This window comes from Ureibacillus sp. 179-F W5.1 NHS (genome assembly GCF_045369345.1).
Classification (GTDB): Bacteria; Bacillota; Bacilli; order Bacillales_A; family Planococcaceae; genus Ureibacillus; species Ureibacillus halotolerans.
Map to the genome: position 1 here is coordinate 53,102 of NZ_JBIQFG010000009.1, position 17,695 is coordinate 70,796.

General features: G+C 33.7%; 14 protein-coding genes. All 14 read left to right on the forward strand.

The window, feature by feature from the left end; all coding sequences use genetic code 11:
* Window positions 1-15: 15 nt before the first annotated feature.
* The 14 genes from ACH0B5_RS06445 (at window position 16) to ACH0B5_RS06510 (ending at window position 17,685) form a co-directional block, all read left to right on the forward strand.
* Window positions 16-318 carry a WXG100 family type VII secretion target gene (locus tag ACH0B5_RS06445; protein ID WP_341362673.1) on the forward strand — a complete coding sequence of 101 codons (303 nt, stop codon included), beginning with the start codon at window positions 16-18 and terminating at the stop codon, window positions 316-318.
* An 18-nt stretch (window positions 319-336) separates the two neighbouring features.
* On the forward strand, window positions 337-642 hold the full coding sequence (locus ACH0B5_RS06450; RefSeq protein WP_122971533.1) for a WXG100 family type VII secretion target: 306 nt from the start codon (window positions 337-339) through the stop codon (window positions 640-642).
* 153 nt (window positions 643-795) lie between these two features.
* A complete protein-coding gene (locus ACH0B5_RS06455) occupies window positions 796-1,533 on the forward strand; it encodes a hypothetical protein (protein ID WP_122971534.1) in 738 nt (245 codons plus the stop codon).
* Between the two features lie 5 nt (window positions 1,534-1,538).
* The gene (locus tag ACH0B5_RS06460; protein WP_406927599.1) at window positions 1,539-3,251 is read left to right on the forward strand and encodes an Mbeg1-like protein; all 1,713 of its coding nucleotides are present in this window, start codon (window positions 1,539-1,541) and stop codon (window positions 3,249-3,251) included.
* Window positions 3,252-3,564: 313 nt separating this feature from the next.
* Window positions 3,565-4,296 carry a hypothetical protein gene (locus tag ACH0B5_RS06465; protein ID WP_122971536.1) on the forward strand — a complete coding sequence of 244 codons (732 nt, stop codon included), beginning with the start codon at window positions 3,565-3,567 and terminating at the stop codon, window positions 4,294-4,296.
* Window positions 4,296-5,855, forward strand: a complete 1,560-nt coding sequence (locus ACH0B5_RS06470; protein WP_406927600.1) for an Mbeg1-like protein — start codon at window positions 4,296-4,298, stop codon at window positions 5,853-5,855. Before ACH0B5_RS06465 ends, ACH0B5_RS06470 begins: the two co-directional genes overlap by 1 nt.
* A gap of 14 nt (window positions 5,856-5,869) precedes the next feature.
* Window positions 5,870-6,133, forward strand: a complete 264-nt coding sequence (locus ACH0B5_RS06475) for a hypothetical protein (RefSeq protein WP_122971538.1) — start codon at window positions 5,870-5,872, stop codon at window positions 6,131-6,133.
* Window positions 6,134-6,143: 10 nt separating this feature from the next.
* Window positions 6,144-6,449, forward strand: coding sequence for a WXG100 family type VII secretion target (locus tag ACH0B5_RS06480; RefSeq protein ID WP_122971539.1), 306 nt, complete (start codon window positions 6,144-6,146; stop codon window positions 6,447-6,449).
* A 12-nt stretch (window positions 6,450-6,461) separates the two neighbouring features.
* Window positions 6,462-6,764: a WXG100 family type VII secretion target gene (locus ACH0B5_RS06485; protein WP_191707386.1), complete on the forward strand. Its 303-nt coding sequence runs from the start codon at window positions 6,462-6,464 to the stop codon at window positions 6,762-6,764.
* A 25-nt stretch (window positions 6,765-6,789) separates the two neighbouring features.
* A complete protein-coding gene (locus tag ACH0B5_RS06490; RefSeq protein ID WP_406927601.1) occupies window positions 6,790-8,013 on the forward strand; it encodes an FHA domain-containing protein in 1,224 nt (407 codons plus the stop codon).
* An 18-nt stretch (window positions 8,014-8,031) separates the two neighbouring features.
* Window positions 8,032-8,799: a PP2C family protein-serine/threonine phosphatase gene (locus ACH0B5_RS06495; protein ID WP_122971542.1), complete on the forward strand. Its 768-nt coding sequence runs from the start codon at window positions 8,032-8,034 to the stop codon at window positions 8,797-8,799.
* Between the two features lie 23 nt (window positions 8,800-8,822).
* Window positions 8,823-10,496 (forward strand): serine/threonine protein kinase, encoded by a 1,674-nt coding sequence (locus ACH0B5_RS06500; RefSeq protein WP_406927611.1) that lies wholly within the window; start codon window positions 8,823-8,825, stop codon window positions 10,494-10,496.
* A 15-nt stretch (window positions 10,497-10,511) separates the two neighbouring features.
* A complete protein-coding gene (locus ACH0B5_RS06505) occupies window positions 10,512-11,093 on the forward strand; it encodes a hypothetical protein (RefSeq protein WP_122971544.1) in 582 nt (193 codons plus the stop codon).
* Complete coding sequence (locus tag ACH0B5_RS06510) at window positions 11,071-17,685, forward strand: Ig-like domain repeat protein (protein ID WP_406927602.1); 6,615 nt, start codon at window positions 11,071-11,073, stop codon at window positions 17,683-17,685. The genes ACH0B5_RS06505 and ACH0B5_RS06510 overlap by 23 nt, the downstream gene beginning before the upstream one ends.
* The last annotated feature ends 10 nt before the right edge of the window (window positions 17,686-17,695 follow it).

The window sequence follows — 17,695 nt, forward strand, 5'->3', positions numbered from 1 at the left end:
AGGGAGACGAAAAGAATGAGCAAACGTATTCGCGTTACACCAGAGGAACTAGGCCAAGCTTCAGCAAAATTCTCAGAACTTGCAGGTACTTATACTGATATTTATACTCAGCTTTTACAACAAGCAAGTACAATGGGGCAAGCATGGGAAGGGGAGGACAACTTAGCCTTCGTTAACCAAATTACTGGCTTCTCAGAAGATTTAAAAGCGATGGCGAATCACCTAGAGCAAGCTAGCCAAGCATTAAAAACGCAACAACAAAACTATGAGCAACGCCAACAAGCAAACATTTCTTCTGTACAAAAATTAACGAATTAATAGAGAGGATGATTTTTTATGGCAGGACATATTCGCGTTGATACTGGACAGGTAAATCAAATTGCATCAACAATCGAAACGTTAAATAAACGTTTACGTGAAGAATTAGAAAACAGTAAAAAAACGATTTTAAACTTAGGGAATACTTGGGAAGGGGAAGCTTCTCAAGCAACAATCGATTCTTATAACAGCTTTTCAAATCAATATTTCCAAACATACGAAGACATCTTAAATCAATATGTAACATTTCTACGTACGAACGTAGATCAAGGTTACTTTGAAACAGAATCAGCAAACACAAACTTAGCTGACGCATTTAAATAATACTTAGCATGCATGACAAATCTAAAGACGATGGGATAACCATCGTCTTTAGTTGAAGTTGAAAATAATTGGATATACTTTATATAAATTTTTGAACGATATGAATTAAGCGAAGTATTAAAAGCACTTAATTTCAAAAACGGGAGCTTAAATATGAAAAATGTATTAAAAGTTTTATTAACTATTTGTTTTGTAATGGGAGTGAGTGGGTGTATGAATTCAAATACAGGTGATAGTAATACTACAAACAGTGGGCAAAAGGGAAAAGCAGAGTATCTAAATGAACAAACATTAAATTACTTGGAGAAATATGATGATACTTTTAAAGTGGAAAATTTAACTTTACGAGGGGTAATAGAACCCTTTCACACTTTTGTAATAAACTCTTCAAAATATGATGAGAATTTCCATGTCTATATTTATGAAGAAGGAGATAGCTTAACGTTTAAAGACGATTACTTTCAGTTAGATATGTCAAATGAGGCTTCTGAATATATTTACTCCTTAATTCAATCAAAATTACCAAATGCAAGTGTAAAAGTGGAATTTCTTGATCGAACAATTGATTACAAAGGGGAGATTAAGAACTTTCAAGATTATATAAATTTAGGGGAGGTTGCTATAGATAGTTATATTTTTATAGAGAATATTGATTATGAAAAAAGTAGTGATTTATTTAAAGAAGTAGCATTAGAACTTGATAGTCACGACATAATAGGAACTGTACAATTTTTATCGACTACTACCGATATAAGTGAAATAGTTCCAACAAAAACGTTAAATACATTATTGAATTTAGAAACGGTCGTTGCATCACAAACATTTGCAATTGATTCGTCAAAAAAAATTATAACTACACCTGTAGAAAAAACTCCCAATTTTGAGGATTGATAGTTATGACAAAACTTTCCTATGAACAAATTGCAGTATTAGATAATTTAATTTATTGGGATTTCCCTAAGTCCGGAACTGGCACTTGGACAATGGAACGAATTTTGATGGATATGGAGAGAAAACTTAATCTCAAAAATTTTGAAAGTCCAAATATGATGTCAAGGGATGATTGGATAAAAATAAAAAATATAATAAAAAATGATAAACAATTAATGAATTATACAATGGTAGAGTATCGAGACCCTAGTCAAAAATATCCTGAACTTGAGAATGCTAATACTTCATTAGATTTTTATCCGATGCGAGTAGCAACATTTGTTGATAATGTGGAAAATCCTGAAGATGTAAATGTTGTTTTTAGAGGTACTTCATCAAGTTTTGAATGGAAAGATAATTTACAACTTTTGTATTTACCAGAAACTTTAGTACAAGAAATGTCATTGTATTATGTTGATAATGTACTAGATGAAAGATATGGAAACAGTATTCATACTTCTGGTCATTCTAAAGGTGGTAATAACGCTTTTTATACTGCTCTTTTTAGCAATAGAGTTTCTACAGCTTTCTCTTTAGATGGAGTTGGAGTTTCACAAGAGATAATAGAAAATAATCGAGAAAGAATAGATGAAATACGTCCATATTTGACTTTAGTTAGCGCTGAAGAAGATTATGTAAATCCACTTTTAAATAATATTGCAGGGAAAACTATCTATATTGAAATTGAAGAAGGGAGAGACTTTACTCAAAACCATAATCCATCACTAATCTTAAATGAGGATGGAAAGTTTAATAAAGAAGTAGAACAAGGGGAATTAGGGAAATTTTTTGATGCAATATCTAATCAACTATATACCATTGATTCTCATAATCTTCAAAGGATAATCGAATATGGGTTATTAGATATTGTTCAACCCATACTTGATGGGAAGATAGAACTTAATAGGGATTTATTAACTGGTAAATTACTGGATAGTGTATCTGAATTAATTGCAGATGCTGATTTACTAACATTTAGTTATAAATATTTTAAAGAAGAAAAAATATATAATGTAATTGAAGATAAATATGGTTCTTTTACAGCATCTATTTTTAAATTTATTATTGAGATAAATCCAATTAATAAAGCTGTTAATTTAGGTATTGATTTTGCAGAAGAAAATTTTAAAGGCGTCGTTTTAAGTATATTGAGTGTAGTAGATGCAGTTACTTGGATTATAAAAGCGTATGAAACTGCCAAAGAAATTACAGAAAATTACATAAATATATTAACTAAAAGTGCCGAAGTCTTAAAAGAGAGAATAACCTCAACAATTCAAAATTTCATTAATACTGGAAAAGCATTAAAAAAAGCAACTGTTAATTTCTTGAAGCAGGTAATTAATAGTGTAAATTTATTAATAAGTAATACTCTTAAAAAAATATTTACTTCATTCATAGGGACAAATAACGAGGCAAAAGCAACCCCATATATCAACTTAAATACTAATTCATTAAGAAATTACGCTGATCGTTTAGAAAAAGTGAAGTCCCGTTTGGCAGAGTTAGACAGTGATATGACAAGTTTAATTTTTACTGAGTCACTTCCTGCTGTTATTAGTGCGATTCGCACAAATAATTTTCCGTCCCAAAGAAAAATTCAAAAGTGTATCAACTACTTAGATGGTACGGCAGAGGCTTTTGAAAAAGCTGAAAAGAATATATTAAGTCAAGTATAACGGCGCTACTAAAATTGATATTTAAAAAGGTAGGTGGTTATTTTCGCTTGACTTTCTATTTAATGAAACATGCTTCGAAGTATTACAGTTCTTTGATAATCGTTACGGTACTAAAAATAATGATACATTAACAGAATATATTCAATCAAAAAAGAGAGACATTATTTTTAGTGTCGTTGCGAATAATCAAGGAAATACATCTATTTTTAAAAACAAATAATCGTGGCAAATTATTCACACAATTTTGCTCTAACCTTTTTCCTTATAATTGGAATGAAGGTTTAAATATTTCTAATGAAAGTAGGCATATGATATGAGGAAATTATTAAAGAAAGTGGGCGTATTTGTAATGGGCATTTCCATCTTAAGTTTACTAGGGTGCAGTGATGTAAATGAAAAAACAGCTAAAGTTATTGAGGAAAAATTATCAAAAAAATACAATGAATCCTTTGAAGTGCAATATATAGGGGAACGCTGGGGTACGAAAAGCAATGATACGGTAACGACGTATGTAAAAGCATTAGATTCCAACATTCTATTTACTGCCGAAATGGATACTTCTGAAAATATTGTTGAAAATTACCCAGATATGCTTTTAATGAATAAATTTGCATCGGTTTTTAATAAAGCGATTGAAGGTCAAGGCTTAGATGCTTCCTCGTGGATAAGAATTCATCCAAAACAATCTGTTGAAATTACGAAAGATATGACGATTGAAGACTATCTAGAAAAATCGAAATCCGAGTATGTTCATGTAGAAATCGTCATGAAAAATGATGAAAGCATTACAGCGGAGAAGTTAAAAACGATTGTACAGCAATCCTACAATCAGTTTAATGGCCCTTCTATTTCTGCAACGTATTGGCTATTCAATGATGATGAATATAAAAAGGTGAATGAAACTTTAGCGAAAGTAGTAAATATTGTTCCTTCTGATTTAGAAAGTTATGACTATGATAGTACAGTTTTTGTTGAATTAACGGAAAATGGCTTCGTAGAATCCGATGAAGAAATTAATAATAGCCTGGGTGGAGGGACTAATTAATGGCTTTAACTGATTACGAGAAAAAAATCGTTACAGATATCGCTTATCAAGACCTTGTTTATTTTAAAAAAGAAACTGCTGAAGAATCTAACAACGTCATGGATCAAATAAATTTAATGATTAGTGAGGGTAAAAATTTTAAAGGTGAAACTTTATCTGATGAAAAAATAGAAGAATTAACTAGAGTGAAAAATAGATTAACAGAAATAGGTGCCGAAGATTGGAAGGTTAGCTATGTGCAAAATCATAATGAACCTGAACAAAGTGGCTTCTATGGAGTTTTAATCGATACAGGGGAAGAATATGCAGCTGGTTTCCGAGGTAGTGAAAATCCAGGAGAGTTAGGGAATGCGAAAAATGACTGGTATGAAGCGGACCTTAAATTAGTAACAGATATTCAAACAAAGCAACAGCAGCAAGTAGAAGTATTTTTATCTAACTTAAACGAAAAGGTAAATTTAGATAAGTACGGAGAGTTAGAGTTTGCAGGTCATTCGTTAGGTGGCAATCTTGCTGTACACGCAGCCATTATGGCTGAACAATATGAGAAGATAAATAATTTTAACATTGCAGGTTATAACTTAGATGGACCTGGTTATTCTTCAGATTATATTGCAAAACATCAAGAACGCATTCAATATTTGGCGGAAAACGGTAAAGTTGAACATTATCAATGGAGTATTGTAGGGGCAATATTAATACCTATAGTGGAAAGACAAACATTAAAAACAGAAGGGAAAGATAGTGGGTCGTTAATTGCTGAGCACTCAACGGACACTTTAGATTTTAATGGAGATCAATTTGTTATAGGTAAACAGGAACAGAAAGAAAGCATAATGGCTAGTGTTACTAGTTTTGTAGATAAATTGCCTACTGTATCTAAAAATCTATTAATAGATACGTTGGGTGGAATGCTAGTAGCGGCTATTTGGACCAAAGAGAAAATTTTTAACGATCAAGGGCTTACGAATTTTGGCAAAGGGCTTATCGCAGGAGCTATTGTCATTGTAGGAGGAGCTTTACTGGTAGCTGGACCTGCAGCAGTTTTAGCAGCTGTTGGAACAATCATTGCTGGTGTCGTTCAAATTGCGATAAGAGCAGCCATTGCTTTTATAGGTGTAGTTTTAGTTGAAACAATCGCAGAGTTTACAATTAATATGATCAAAGGGATTGCTAATCAAATAGGTGAAGCGGTTCAGTGGACTGGAAAGCAAATTGCAAGTGTCATTGATAGCGCCATCGATATTATCAATAAAGCAGGAGGATTTTTCCAAGATTTATTTGGTATAACAAAAGCAGTTGCAACACCTTATATACAATTAGATACGAATTCACTAAGAAACTATGCAAATCGTTTATCGAAGGTAAAAACTCGATTAGCCGAATTAGATAGTGATATGACAAGCTTAATCTTTAGTGAGTCCCTTCCTGCGGTAATAAGCGCTATTAAAGCGAATAATTTCCCCTCACAAAGGAAAGTTCAACAGTGTATTAACTACTTAGACGGCACTGCCGATGCTTTTGAAAAAGCGGAAAAAAATATTTTAAGTCGTGTATAAGGAGTGAACAATACATGGGTAGAAGTTTAGGCCAAATGCAATCGGAATTACGGAGCATCATTAATGAACTTGAAAGTATTGCCAGCGGTATCGGTAGTAATTTCAAAGGAATTGGTGCCGAACAATGTTCAAGTAAATTACAAGATTTTATAGAAGAATGCGAAGCTTCTATTAAACATCTAGATCATATAAAAGAAGTTCGAAGAGAAGAAAAACGAAAAGAACGGGAACGTCAACGAAAGTTGGAAATGTTATTGAATGGTAAAACGATGATTTAGGAGGGTCTCCATGTCAGAGCAAATTATTGTAGATGTTGATAAAGTAAAGAAAATTGCTAGCAACATTTCATCTTGTAATAAAGCAATCCATAGCGGCATATCCGATGCGGAGCAAAAAATAAAGTCGTTAAACTCCAATTGGGAAAGTGCTGCAGCCGATGCGGTTATTACGAAATTTTATTCGATTAAAAATGACTTCCATTCGAATCGATTTAAAGTCGTTCAAAACTTTTCAACGATATTAAATCAACAAATTTCAGATGGATATAAACAAACAGAAGATACAAACGAATCTTTAGCGAATTTATTTAAGTAGTGGAGGTGTAAAATGGGTAAAATCTCAGTCAATTACAATCACTTCGAAACGGCTGCAAAAGAGATCGAAAGCTATATTAAATTACAAAAAAGTGAGATGGAAAAAGCAACACAAGAAGTCATCACTTTAGGTACAGTTTGGCAAGGGAAGGACTACAATCAGTTTTATAAACAGTGGAATGAATTAGATGATTCCGATTCAACAACTGTTTCTTATCAAAAGTCGCTCCAATCCTATGCAGACTTACTAAGATACACGGCAAGTGAATATAAAAAAGCGCAAGAAAAAGCAATCGACCTAGCAAATAAGATTTAAACCTTTCATTTGAAGGAGAATTATAATGGCAATAACAAATTTAAAACAAACTCCAAATGGTTATTTAGTAACTGCTAAACTCGTTGAAAGTGAAGATATTAATCAACGTCAATTAGAAATGATTAATCATCATCAAAAGTTTATAGCGGGTCGTTATGAAATAACGAAAAAATATAGTCAATTGATTTTTGAAGTAAATCAAATGTTGCCATTAAAGATTTATTTAAAACGTATTATTTGGAAGCATCAATTTTTTAAAATTGTTGAGGAGTTAATCGAAATCGTTAAGGGCAGTGAAGAAATCCACTCGAATCCTGAAAACATATTGTTGGATTTCGATTATGTATTTATTAACCCTACAACAATGGAAATGCAAGCAATTTTATTACCATTAGTAAATAATCATAACCCTTTATCAGTAAAAGGATTTTTTCAAGAGTTTTTACATCAATGCTTATTAGCTAGTACGGAAAATCATGACTATACGACTCGCTATTTTGAGTTTTTTAAAAACAATCAACCATTTTCTTTACAAAGATTTGAGCGGATGTTCTTTGAAATTTCGGGGAAATCAATGGAGTTAGTAAATGAAGACAAAGTAGTTCAAAAACCTTTGCCGAAAGAGCCGGTGAGTATAGCTTATAACCCTATTCAGCGAAACAAGGATTTGAATAAGCAACGGGAAGCTTTTTCGACGAACAAAAGTGTAACGAGCCTCCAAGAAATGCCTCCAAAAACAATCTTTTGTATGGAATGTGGTACTAGTCTCGTTCCTAGTGCAAAATTTTGCATCAGTTGTGGTCATCCAGTGAAAGTTGTACCACCAGTTGCTCACACATTCGTGTATTTAAATGAAGAAAGCTCAACCGAAACCTTTAGTGAAACTACCGTATTAGGCAACTCAGATGAACTCGAAGGCACAACCGTTTTAGGTTCTGAAGAGCTAGAACGAGATATAGTTGCCTACCTACAACGAAAAAGTACGCAAGAAAAAGTCATTATTGATCGGGATGAGTTTAAAATTGGAAAAGATCCTTCCCAATGTGATTTTGTCATTTCTGATAATAAGGCAATAAGTCGATACCATGCGAAAATCATTCGTAGAAACAATCGGTTTTATATTGTTGATTGTCATTCTACAAATAAAACCTTTGTTGAAGGATTGGCCATCTTGCCTGAAAGTGAAATGGAAATTTTCGCAGGAACAAATCTTAAATTTGGAAATGAAGAATTTTTATTTTCCATATAAATAAAGGTGGAAGAATAGATGCAAGTATTGACCGCTTTACATACTGATGTAGGCATAAGGAAGCAAACAAATCAAGATAGTCTCTTACTAAAAGTAGCGCAAACTTCTGTTGGGAAAGTCGTATTAGCGGTTGTTTGTGATGGGATGGGTGGATTGGAAAAGGGCGAATTAGCAAGTGCAACGGTTATTTCCGCCTTTTCCAAATGGTTTGACAACGATCTACCTCCACTTTTACAAAATCATAATTGGAATGAAATTCAAGCTAGATGGAACTTACTTTTAAAAGAGCAAAACCAACGAATCGGAGAATATGGAAAAAGGTTAAATATTAACCTTGGTACTACTTTTTCGGGGTTATTAATTATTGATGAACACTTTTTCTTAATTGGCCACGTTGGAGATACACGAGTATATAAAATTGATTCCAAATTAGAATTGTTAACAGAAGATCAAACATTAGTGAATAGAGAAGTTCAAAGAAAAAACTTAACCCCAGAACAAGCTGAAAAAGATCCGAGAAGAAATGTACTTTTACAATGTTTAGGGGCGTCTCGAGTTGTAGAACCACAGTTTATATCAGGAATACCAACATTACATACAGTGTTCATGCTTTGTTCGGACGGCTTTAGACATATGATTTCTAAAGAGGAAATCTATCAAGCCTTTGCCCCAGAAAAGCTAATGACGGAGCAACAAATGAAAAATAAAGCGATTGAATTAGTTGAATTAAATAAAGTTCGCAATGAAACTGATAATATCTCAATTATTTTAATAAAAGTAGATTAAAGGTGGAAAATAGATTGGCTTCAATGAATCGAATTATTGATAACAAATATGAGATTTTAAGAATGATTGGACAAGGTGGTATGTCCAAAGTTTATTTAGCGATGGACTCCCGCTTGAACAAACAATGGGCTATAAAGGAAATTAGTCGAATCAATAAGAACGGTTTTAGTGAAGTGAATTTAAAGGCCGCACTCGATGAAGCAGATATGATGAAACGTCTAGATCATCCAGCTCTTCCTCGTATTGTAGACATTATTCAAGAAAAAGACGTAATCTATGTAGTAATGGATTACATTGAAGGGGAACCTTTAAGTAAATTATTGGAAAATGGTAATGCACAGCCTCAAGAACAAGTTATTGAATGGGCTAAACAACTATGTAACGTACTAGATTATTTACATACGTGTAACCCACCAATTATTTACCGTGATATGAAGCCAGGTAACATCATGTTAAAGCCGGACGGACAGTTAAAGTTAATCGACTTTGGGATAGCACGGGAATATAAAGAAAATAAAGTAGGGGACACGGTTAATTTAGGTACTAGAGGTTATGCTGCGCCCGAACAATTTGGTTCCCATGGACAGACAGATGCACGGACGGATATATACTGTCTAGGAATGACTTTGTACCATTTAGTAACAGGAAGAAGTCCAGCTGAGGAGCCCTATGGAGGAGTTCCCATTCGAGAATTAAATCCAATACTTTCAAGCGGACTAGAGAAAATTATTTTAAAGTGTACGGAAGCAAATCCTAACGATCGTTATCAATCTTGTGCAGAGCTTTTATATGATCTAGAGCGATATGACGAAGTTGATGATACGTATCGTCAAAACCAAAAAAAGAAATTAAAGCGCTTTGGAATCGTTTCAGCTGCTGCTGTATTTTCAATAGTTTTTGGTGCATTTGCCCAAGTTATGAACGCCCAAAAAGTAAACAATGATTACGAAGTAAACTTAGATTTAGGGGATACTGCTACGACGCAGGAACAAAAAATCAATTATTATGAAAAAGCTATCGATATTAAACCAGAAAAACATGAAGCCTATTATGCATTACTAACAACCTTTAAAGATGATGCAAGCTTTCAAATTGAGGAAGAACAAATACTGAAGAAAAAAATTAATCGTAACTTAGCTGAATTAGTAGAAACAGATCATTATAGCGATTTAGCTTATGAAATTGGTAAAACATATTGGTATTACTATGATTATGGGTCAGAGAATACAGACGATAATCAGCTAACTAGAATTAAAGCTGCAAAAACATGGTTTTCTGACGTAGTAGAAGATCCGGAAAATGAGCACTATGCCCAAGCTAAAATCTATGAATCTATTGCTACTTTCCATGAAGAAGTTAATTTGAAGGTTGAAGAAGCGTCAGATCAAGGAATGTATAAAGAATATTGGGAAAATATCGAAGCCCTTCTCGATTTCACAATCGAAAATAAAAATGAAAGTGAAATAGTGAAGTTGGAAGTTTATAAGCTTATTACGAATGCTTTAGAAAATGAAGTGCGTAAATTTGCAAGTGACGGCATTGAAAAAGATGATTTATTAGAAGTATTTTATACTGTGCGTTCATTAGTAGATGAATTGGATGTATCGACGGATAAAACGATTAACTTAAAGGAAAGTATTACTAGCCGTTTTGACGAAGTAGTTAAAGCGATTGATACTGCCTTTATTGAGCAATAGAGAGGAGACGATTACATGGATGCACAAATATGGTTTACTTTGTCCATTGTAGGATACTCCCTTGGAGGGCTCTTATTAATAGTGGCAATTATTATGTTTTATAAAATGGGTATTCTCGCTATTTATAATGATTTAACAGGTAAAACGGCTGAAAGAAAAATTCGTGAGATTCGGGAAAGTACTGAAAATGCCCATCGAAATTATTCAAGGGTTACCCAATACGATCCGGTTTCTACAAATAGTCCAGTTACTAGAGGGGACAAAAAGCAGCAATTCAATACACCGACAGCTAAAACATCAACAGCCCAAGAAGTCTTCGTTGAAGATGCAACAGAACTTCTAGTAGAAGAGACAACATTGTTAGCAAGTGATGTTATTCCTACTCCTATCGAAGAAACGACTGTACTTGGAGCACAATATGGGACAACCGTATTAAGGGATGAAGGTACGACGGTTTTAGATGAAGGAATGACAAAATTAAATAGTGTGACAGAAGATATTCATGAAGAGTTTGTATTAGAAAAAGAAGTCATTGCAGTACATACAAATGAAACTATCGGAGGTGTAAAAGAAAGTGGACGAAAGGAAACGAACTAACTTATTAACAAAAGTATTTTACCTCTTAGTTGCTGTTACTTTAGTAACTTATAATATGCCATTTTATTTGGTATCACAAATTATTTCGGCAGAAGCTGTTGAAGAGCAGGATACTACAAATGAGTCCAACGTAGAAGGGGAAGTTACTTCAACCGAGCCAACTTCAGAGCAAGGGGAAACTGCTCCAACAGAACCGACAGCAGGTGAAAACGCAACTGTAACTAATCCGACACCAGAAGAAGTGACCCCAACTGAACCAACGCCTGAAGAGGGAGAAGGTACCCCAACAGAGCCGACACCAGAAGAAGGGGACACTACCCCAACAGAGCCAACACCAGGTGAAGGAGAAACAACTCCAACGGAACCGGGTACAGGTGAAGAGGTAGTAACCTACCAATTTTCAGTATTAGCCAAAGAAGTGGATGGAGCTTCTGGTCAGGTGACATTAAATAACCAAAATACGAAGGAACCGATTGAATTTAAAAGTAATGACCAAGTGACATTAAAGGTGGATGCCAATACAGGAGCTTATATTGCTGATATTAAAATTAATGGTACTTCTATTCCTTTATTGGATGAGACATCTTTACAAGGGTTAACACCATTGCAAATTGAGAAGAAAAAGCATGAAGTAACTACTTTTGAAAAGGTGCTAGATTCCTACAATAGCGATGTAACGATTGAAGTAACCTTTGCAGTCCAAAATTACTTTATCGAATTTAATTCTGACGTTACTGTTCATGTAGTTGATACGGATGAATCGGATTATACGATTGAAAATCAACTAATTAAAGTAAATCCAAATACAGATATTAAAGTAGAAGTTCAACCTACTGAAACATCTAAGGTGATTAGTAGTTTCGTAGTAGATGAAACAGAACTAATCAATTCAAATGATGTCACTGTTGAAACATATGAAGAGCAAGTAACAAAGTTAACTTATACGTTTGAAAAAGTTCAACAAAATGTAAATGTGAAAACGACTTTAGTAGATAAAACGTATCCGTTTGTTGTAACGGGAAGCAATAATATTTCGGTTGAAGCAACAGAAGAAATCGTTACCCATGGTCAAAATATTAGCTTTTTAATGAAGTTTAATAATGATGATATAAACTTCTCAGGTTTTAAAATAATAAAAGGCTTGGAGACTTTACAACCTTTAGATGTAGATAATAATGAAATATTAACAGAAGATGAGTTAACAAGTGAATTCTTTACGGTTTCAGAAACTGATATTGAAAACGAGTTAAAAATCGAATTATTGAATGTTACGACAGAAATCGAATTACAAGTACTTGAAAGTTCGGTACAAAATACAATTATTGATCAACTAACAGAAAATAAAATTATGGTTACTGGGTTATCAGAAGAAAACTTACGTAACCAAGATGGTCATTCTTACTACTTGTTAGGAAAAGGAGCAGTTGTTACCTTTACACACGAGGATAATAAAAAATTTAAATTGGGAGATGACGGAAAATATCAATTCGAACATAAGTTTACAGATAAAAATATTCAAATCGAAAAAATTTCCGTTAGATCATCGATATTTAAGAAAAATTCCTTTGAACTAAACGAACCGTTAACGATTGTTTTTGATTCAGAGGCTCCAAAGTTTGAGCAAATTGATATTTCTGGTGAAAACCGTTATGAATCCGAAGAAGGAGACATTTGGCATAGTTCGGTTACAAAAGTATCTGGTTTGATTAATAATGAACCGCAAGATTATCAAGGTATAAGCTATGCTTCTGATATTGCTTCTGTTCAATATCGTTTAGTAAGTGAAACAGAAACTACTTTTACAGATGCATCATATAACGCTGATACAAATGAGTTTTCATTTAATATTCCAGAAGAGATGATGAAAACTTCAGCCCAATATGAATTACAAGTAACTGATAAGGCAGGCAATACGACAAACAAAATCATCAGTGTGAATGTCGATACTACGGCACCGTCCCTTATTGGAGAAAAAGCCGCTATTAACATCGTTCAAGACGAAACAAATGCGATTGAAGGATTTATTCGTTTTTTAACATTTGGTGCATTTTTCTCAGAAAAATTTGAAGTAACTGTAAATACAGAAGACTCACAATCAGGGGTAAAAGAAGTACAGTTAAAATCTTCAGATGAAGATGCAGAAATCGAAACAAAATCGGTGTCTGAAGATGGAACAGTCTATACATTTGAAGTTGATTCTGTAGATGAAATTGTTGATGGAAGTCTTTCAGTACTTTTAATAGATAATAACAATAACACAACGGAAGAAATTCAAGTGACAGATGCCAATTCCAACCTATTAAATGAAGATGGAAAAATTGTCTTAGATAAAGATGCTCCAGTTGTTGAAATGAAGGCACCTGAAGCGAATTACGTAAGAGATGAAAATCATTATTATAAGGACAATATTGAATTGCCAATCTCAATTGAAGATGTAGGGGCAGGTTTAAGAAGTGTTGAAGTGAAAGTAAATGGAGAAATCGTTCCGTTAGATAATGCGAACTTCCATTCACAAATTACGAAAACTTTCAATACCATTATTAATACTTCCGACTATACGCTTGACGATGGAGAATTTAAGGTAGAAGTAGAAGTTGTTGATAATGCGGGCAATAAGACATCATCAACGAAAACGGTCTATATCGACAAAATATCTCCGCAACTATCCGACAAAATTATATTTACAAAAGTAAATGAAGGATCCTTCGCAGAGTTTCTAAATATTATTACCTTTGGTGCTTTCTTTAATGAAAAAGTGAAAATCGTCGTTCAATCGGCTGATACCGAAAAAGGTTCAGGTATCGAAACGGTAGAAATAACAAGTGCAAGCGGTGACGTTGAAATAGTTAAAACGGATGCTACGGAAGATAATGAAAAAGTTACCTTTACAATTGATGCTGATCAATTTGAAGGGGCATTCAATATTACATTAAAAGACTATTTAGGTAATGAATACACAGCTTTAATAAATAATACGAACTCAAATCTAGCTGATGAAGAAGGTAGTATCGTATTTGATAAAAAAGCGCCTGAAATCAAAGCGACGATTGATATGCCAGAAAAAACAACGAATATCAACTTGCATGGAAAAGAGTATTACAGCCAAGATGTCACATTTAAAGTAGAAACGAATGATGTAGAAGCTGGTATTCATAAAGTTGATCTTTTAATAAATGGTAAAGAAATCCAGTCTTATAACTATTCAGAGAAAACGACTGAACAAGTTTATACCATTAATACGAAAGATTTGAATGTTAGTGACGATGGTTCCTATGAGTTATCCGTTATAGTTGAGGATAATGCAGGCAATCAATCAGAGCTCGAAAAAACGGTTTATATTGATAAAGAGGCACCTCAATTAGATGGAGAACCTGCGATTACATTATCTACAGTAAACGATGGTGCTATTGGTAAAGCGATTAATTTCTTAACTTTCGGTACTTTCTTTAATGAAAAAATTAAAATTAAAGTTCATTCAAAAGATAACGAAAATGGATCGGGTATTAAAGAAGTCAAATTAGTCGGTTCAGACGAAGGAAAAACAATTGAACTTGTAGATTCGGATGTGTCGAAAGAAAATAATACATTTATTATTGAGGACTCTTCTTATGAAGGGACAATAGAAGTCATTTTGACGGATTATACAAACCATGAAACAAGAGCTTTAATTAATACGGATAATTCCAATATGGCATCGATTACTGGGTATGTACAAATTGAAGACGTTGCTCCAGTGGCTAATATCGAAATTATTCCTAATAAAGGTGTCATTGCAAACGATCAATCAATTTATAATGGGGATGTTGTATTTAAAGTTTCCGCAAAAGACGCGGAATCAGGATTAAATAAAGTAGACATCAAAGTAAATAAACATCAATTATTAAAAGACTTTTCTTCGAATGATAGTAAACTAACGGAAGAGCAAGTTTATGAATTGAAAACAAGTGAAATTCCAATCAATGAAGATGGTTCTTATCGCGTTTCCGTGTATGTGGAAGACAATGCAGGAAATACCTATAAGAAAGAAACGACGATTTATAAAGATATTACAAATCCAGTCGTTGATGAATATCGCTTTTTAACGAAAACTTCTAATGGTAACTTCGTAGCTGTTGATTCTACGAAAGAATTAAAAAATGTAGTAGAAATTAATGAATACGGATTTTACTTTAAAGAAGAGACACAAGTCATTGTAAATGCATATGATCCACAAGTGAAAAACGAAAAAACGAGTGGCTTACAATCCATCAAAGCGTACTTACACGATTTTGATAATGGAAAATATTATGCAGTTCAATCGAATGGTTCGTTAAAAGAAATTTCGAAAGCACAAATTGGACAAATTGCACCAATTAAAACAAACAGTCAAATTGTTATTAAAGTACCGAAAAACTTTAAAGGTCAAATTTATGCAATTCCAACAGATAAAGTAACGAACACAGGGAAATCTTTTTCTCCTGACGGTACGGTAGTTGAATCTACAGCTCAACATGAAAAAGAAACTCATATTAACATTGAAAAGCCTAATACAACGTTAAAAACGAAATCTGGACAAGATTTGTATAATAAAGATGTTCCGATTTCTGTGTCAATCGTCGATACGTATTCAGGAATTGCCGAGATTGAGTGGTCTGTCGTATCGAAATATGATACGAAAAATAACCAATCAGGAAAACTTGTTATTCAAAATGATGGTTCATTATCAGGGGCAAAAGAAGGTTGGTCAAAAACATCTACTGAGAAGAACTTAGTCTATGAAATGACAAAAAATATTGTTGTGAAAAATAATAGTAATGGTATTGTGTTGAATGTGAAGATGAAGGATAGAGCAGGTCATACATCTACTGAAAAAATCCAATTCAGTATAGATAAGTCAACACCAACTATCGACGTAGTTTATGACAATAATTCACCGGATCCACAAAATAATGATTACTATAATGAAAATCGTACAGCAACAATTACGATTACTGAGCGAAACTTTAATGCCGATGATGTGCTGGCATCCATTCAAAATTCAGACGGTGTTATACCAAAGCTAACTGGCTGGACAACTTCTTATAATGCAGAAAATCCAGACCAATCTAAGCATGTAGCACGAATTGCCTATACGGCAGATGGGGACTATACATTTGATATTGACTATAAAGATTTAGCCAATAATAAAGCGGCAGATTATGAAGCAGATGAATTCACAATTGATAAGACAGTGCCAGAAGTGAATGTAACTTATAGCAGTTCAAGTGAACCTGTTAATGGAAAATACTATAATTCGGCTCGTACTGCTACTATATCTGTGAAGGAACATAATTTTGATCCAAGTCGAGTACGAATTACAAGTTCAGCTAGTGATAATGGCGTTGGAAAACAAGCGCCAGTAGTTGGTGGCTGGTCTCGCAGTGGAGATGTGTACACAGCGGTAATTAATTATAGTCAAGATGGTCATTACACATTTGACATTGATTTTATGGATATGGCTGGTAATGAAGCGAAGGATTATGTAATGGACGAATTTGTGATTGACCAAACTGCGCCAGAGCTGAAAATTACAGGTGTCGAAAATCAAGTAGCCTATGCTGATAAGGTAAGTCCAGTTATTACGTATTCCGATACAAACTTTAATGCAGAAGGTGTCTCGGTATCACTTGTTGGTGCGAACCGAGGAGAAGTACAATTTAAAGCAACGAAAGCAGATGTACAAAACGGTCAAAGCATTATCGTGGAGAATTTCGAAAAGGTTGAAGAAAACGATGATATTTATACATTAACAGCTACTGTTCGTGATATGGCTGGTAATGAAACGAAACAAACGATTATGTATTCTGTCAATCGATTCGGTTCCAATTACTTATTCTCCGAAGATGTTCAAAAAATAATTAACGGCTATATTAATAAGGAAATCGACATCGTCGTTCAAGAAATTAATGTGGATAACTTAGCAAGGGAAACAGTCCAAGTGAAACTTGCAAAAAATGGTTCTCCAACAACGTTAGCTGAAGGAACAGATTATGCCGTTTCCCATTCGGGCGGTAACGGAAAATGGAGCGTATATGAATACGTCATCGATAAAAAGTTATTTGTAAATGACGGGAAATATAATGTATCGCTCTACTCAAAAGATATGGCTGGTAATATAAATGACACGACGGATTCATCAAAAGAGGCAGAGATTGTCTTCTTTATGGATAAAACAAAGCCGGTCATTACACCACTCGATATTGAAGATGATCAGCAATATCCTGTTGATAAGAAACAGTCGAATATTTCCGTTGTGGATAACTTAGCATTAGGTGATATTCATATTCTCGTAAATGATGAAGAAGTTGAATATGATATCATTGAAGGAAATTATTCCTTCTATATGAATAATTCGACGAAAACTCAAGATGTTCAAATTTCGGCGGTAGATAAAGCAGGAAATGAAACGGAACTTGCCGTGGAAAACTTGCTTGTTACGAAAAATTTATTCGTTCGCTGGTTTAATAATAAGCCGTTATTCTATGGTTTATTAGGCGGAGGAGGCTTGCTATTATTAGCAAGTGGTGGTTGGTTCATATTACGCAATCGACCAACTGAAGAAGCTCAAGAATAGATGGAGGTAA

What these genes read in the sequence shown, in the direction of transcription:
- ACH0B5_RS06495 (WP_122971542.1), top strand. Translation starts at nt 8,032, where the DNA reads ATGCAAGTATTGACCGCTTTACATACTGATGTAGGCATAAGGAAGCAA.
- ACH0B5_RS06465 (WP_122971536.1), top strand. Translation starts at nt 3,565, where the DNA reads ATGAGGAAATTATTAAAGAAAGTGGGCGTATTTGTAATGGGCATTTCC.
- ACH0B5_RS06450 (WP_122971533.1), top strand. Translation starts at nt 337, where the DNA reads ATGGCAGGACATATTCGCGTTGATACTGGACAGGTAAATCAAATTGCA.
- ACH0B5_RS06505 (WP_122971544.1), top strand. Translation starts at nt 10,512, where the DNA reads ATGGATGCACAAATATGGTTTACTTTGTCCATTGTAGGATACTCCCTT.
- ACH0B5_RS06480 (WP_122971539.1), top strand. Translation starts at nt 6,144, where the DNA reads ATGTCAGAGCAAATTATTGTAGATGTTGATAAAGTAAAGAAAATTGCT.
- ACH0B5_RS06490 (WP_406927601.1), top strand. Translation starts at nt 6,790, where the DNA reads ATGGCAATAACAAATTTAAAACAAACTCCAAATGGTTATTTAGTAACT.
- ACH0B5_RS06455 (WP_122971534.1), top strand. Translation starts at nt 796, where the DNA reads ATGAAAAATGTATTAAAAGTTTTATTAACTATTTGTTTTGTAATGGGA.
- ACH0B5_RS06470 (WP_406927600.1), top strand. Translation starts at nt 4,296, where the DNA reads ATGGCTTTAACTGATTACGAGAAAAAAATCGTTACAGATATCGCTTAT.
- ACH0B5_RS06445 (WP_341362673.1), top strand. Translation starts at nt 16, where the DNA reads ATGAGCAAACGTATTCGCGTTACACCAGAGGAACTAGGCCAAGCTTCA.
- ACH0B5_RS06485 (WP_191707386.1), top strand. Translation starts at nt 6,462, where the DNA reads ATGGGTAAAATCTCAGTCAATTACAATCACTTCGAAACGGCTGCAAAA.
- ACH0B5_RS06500 (WP_406927611.1), top strand. Translation starts at nt 8,823, where the DNA reads ATGAATCGAATTATTGATAACAAATATGAGATTTTAAGAATGATTGGA.
- ACH0B5_RS06475 (WP_122971538.1), top strand. Translation starts at nt 5,870, where the DNA reads ATGGGTAGAAGTTTAGGCCAAATGCAATCGGAATTACGGAGCATCATT.
- ACH0B5_RS06460 (WP_406927599.1), top strand. Translation starts at nt 1,539, where the DNA reads ATGACAAAACTTTCCTATGAACAAATTGCAGTATTAGATAATTTAATT.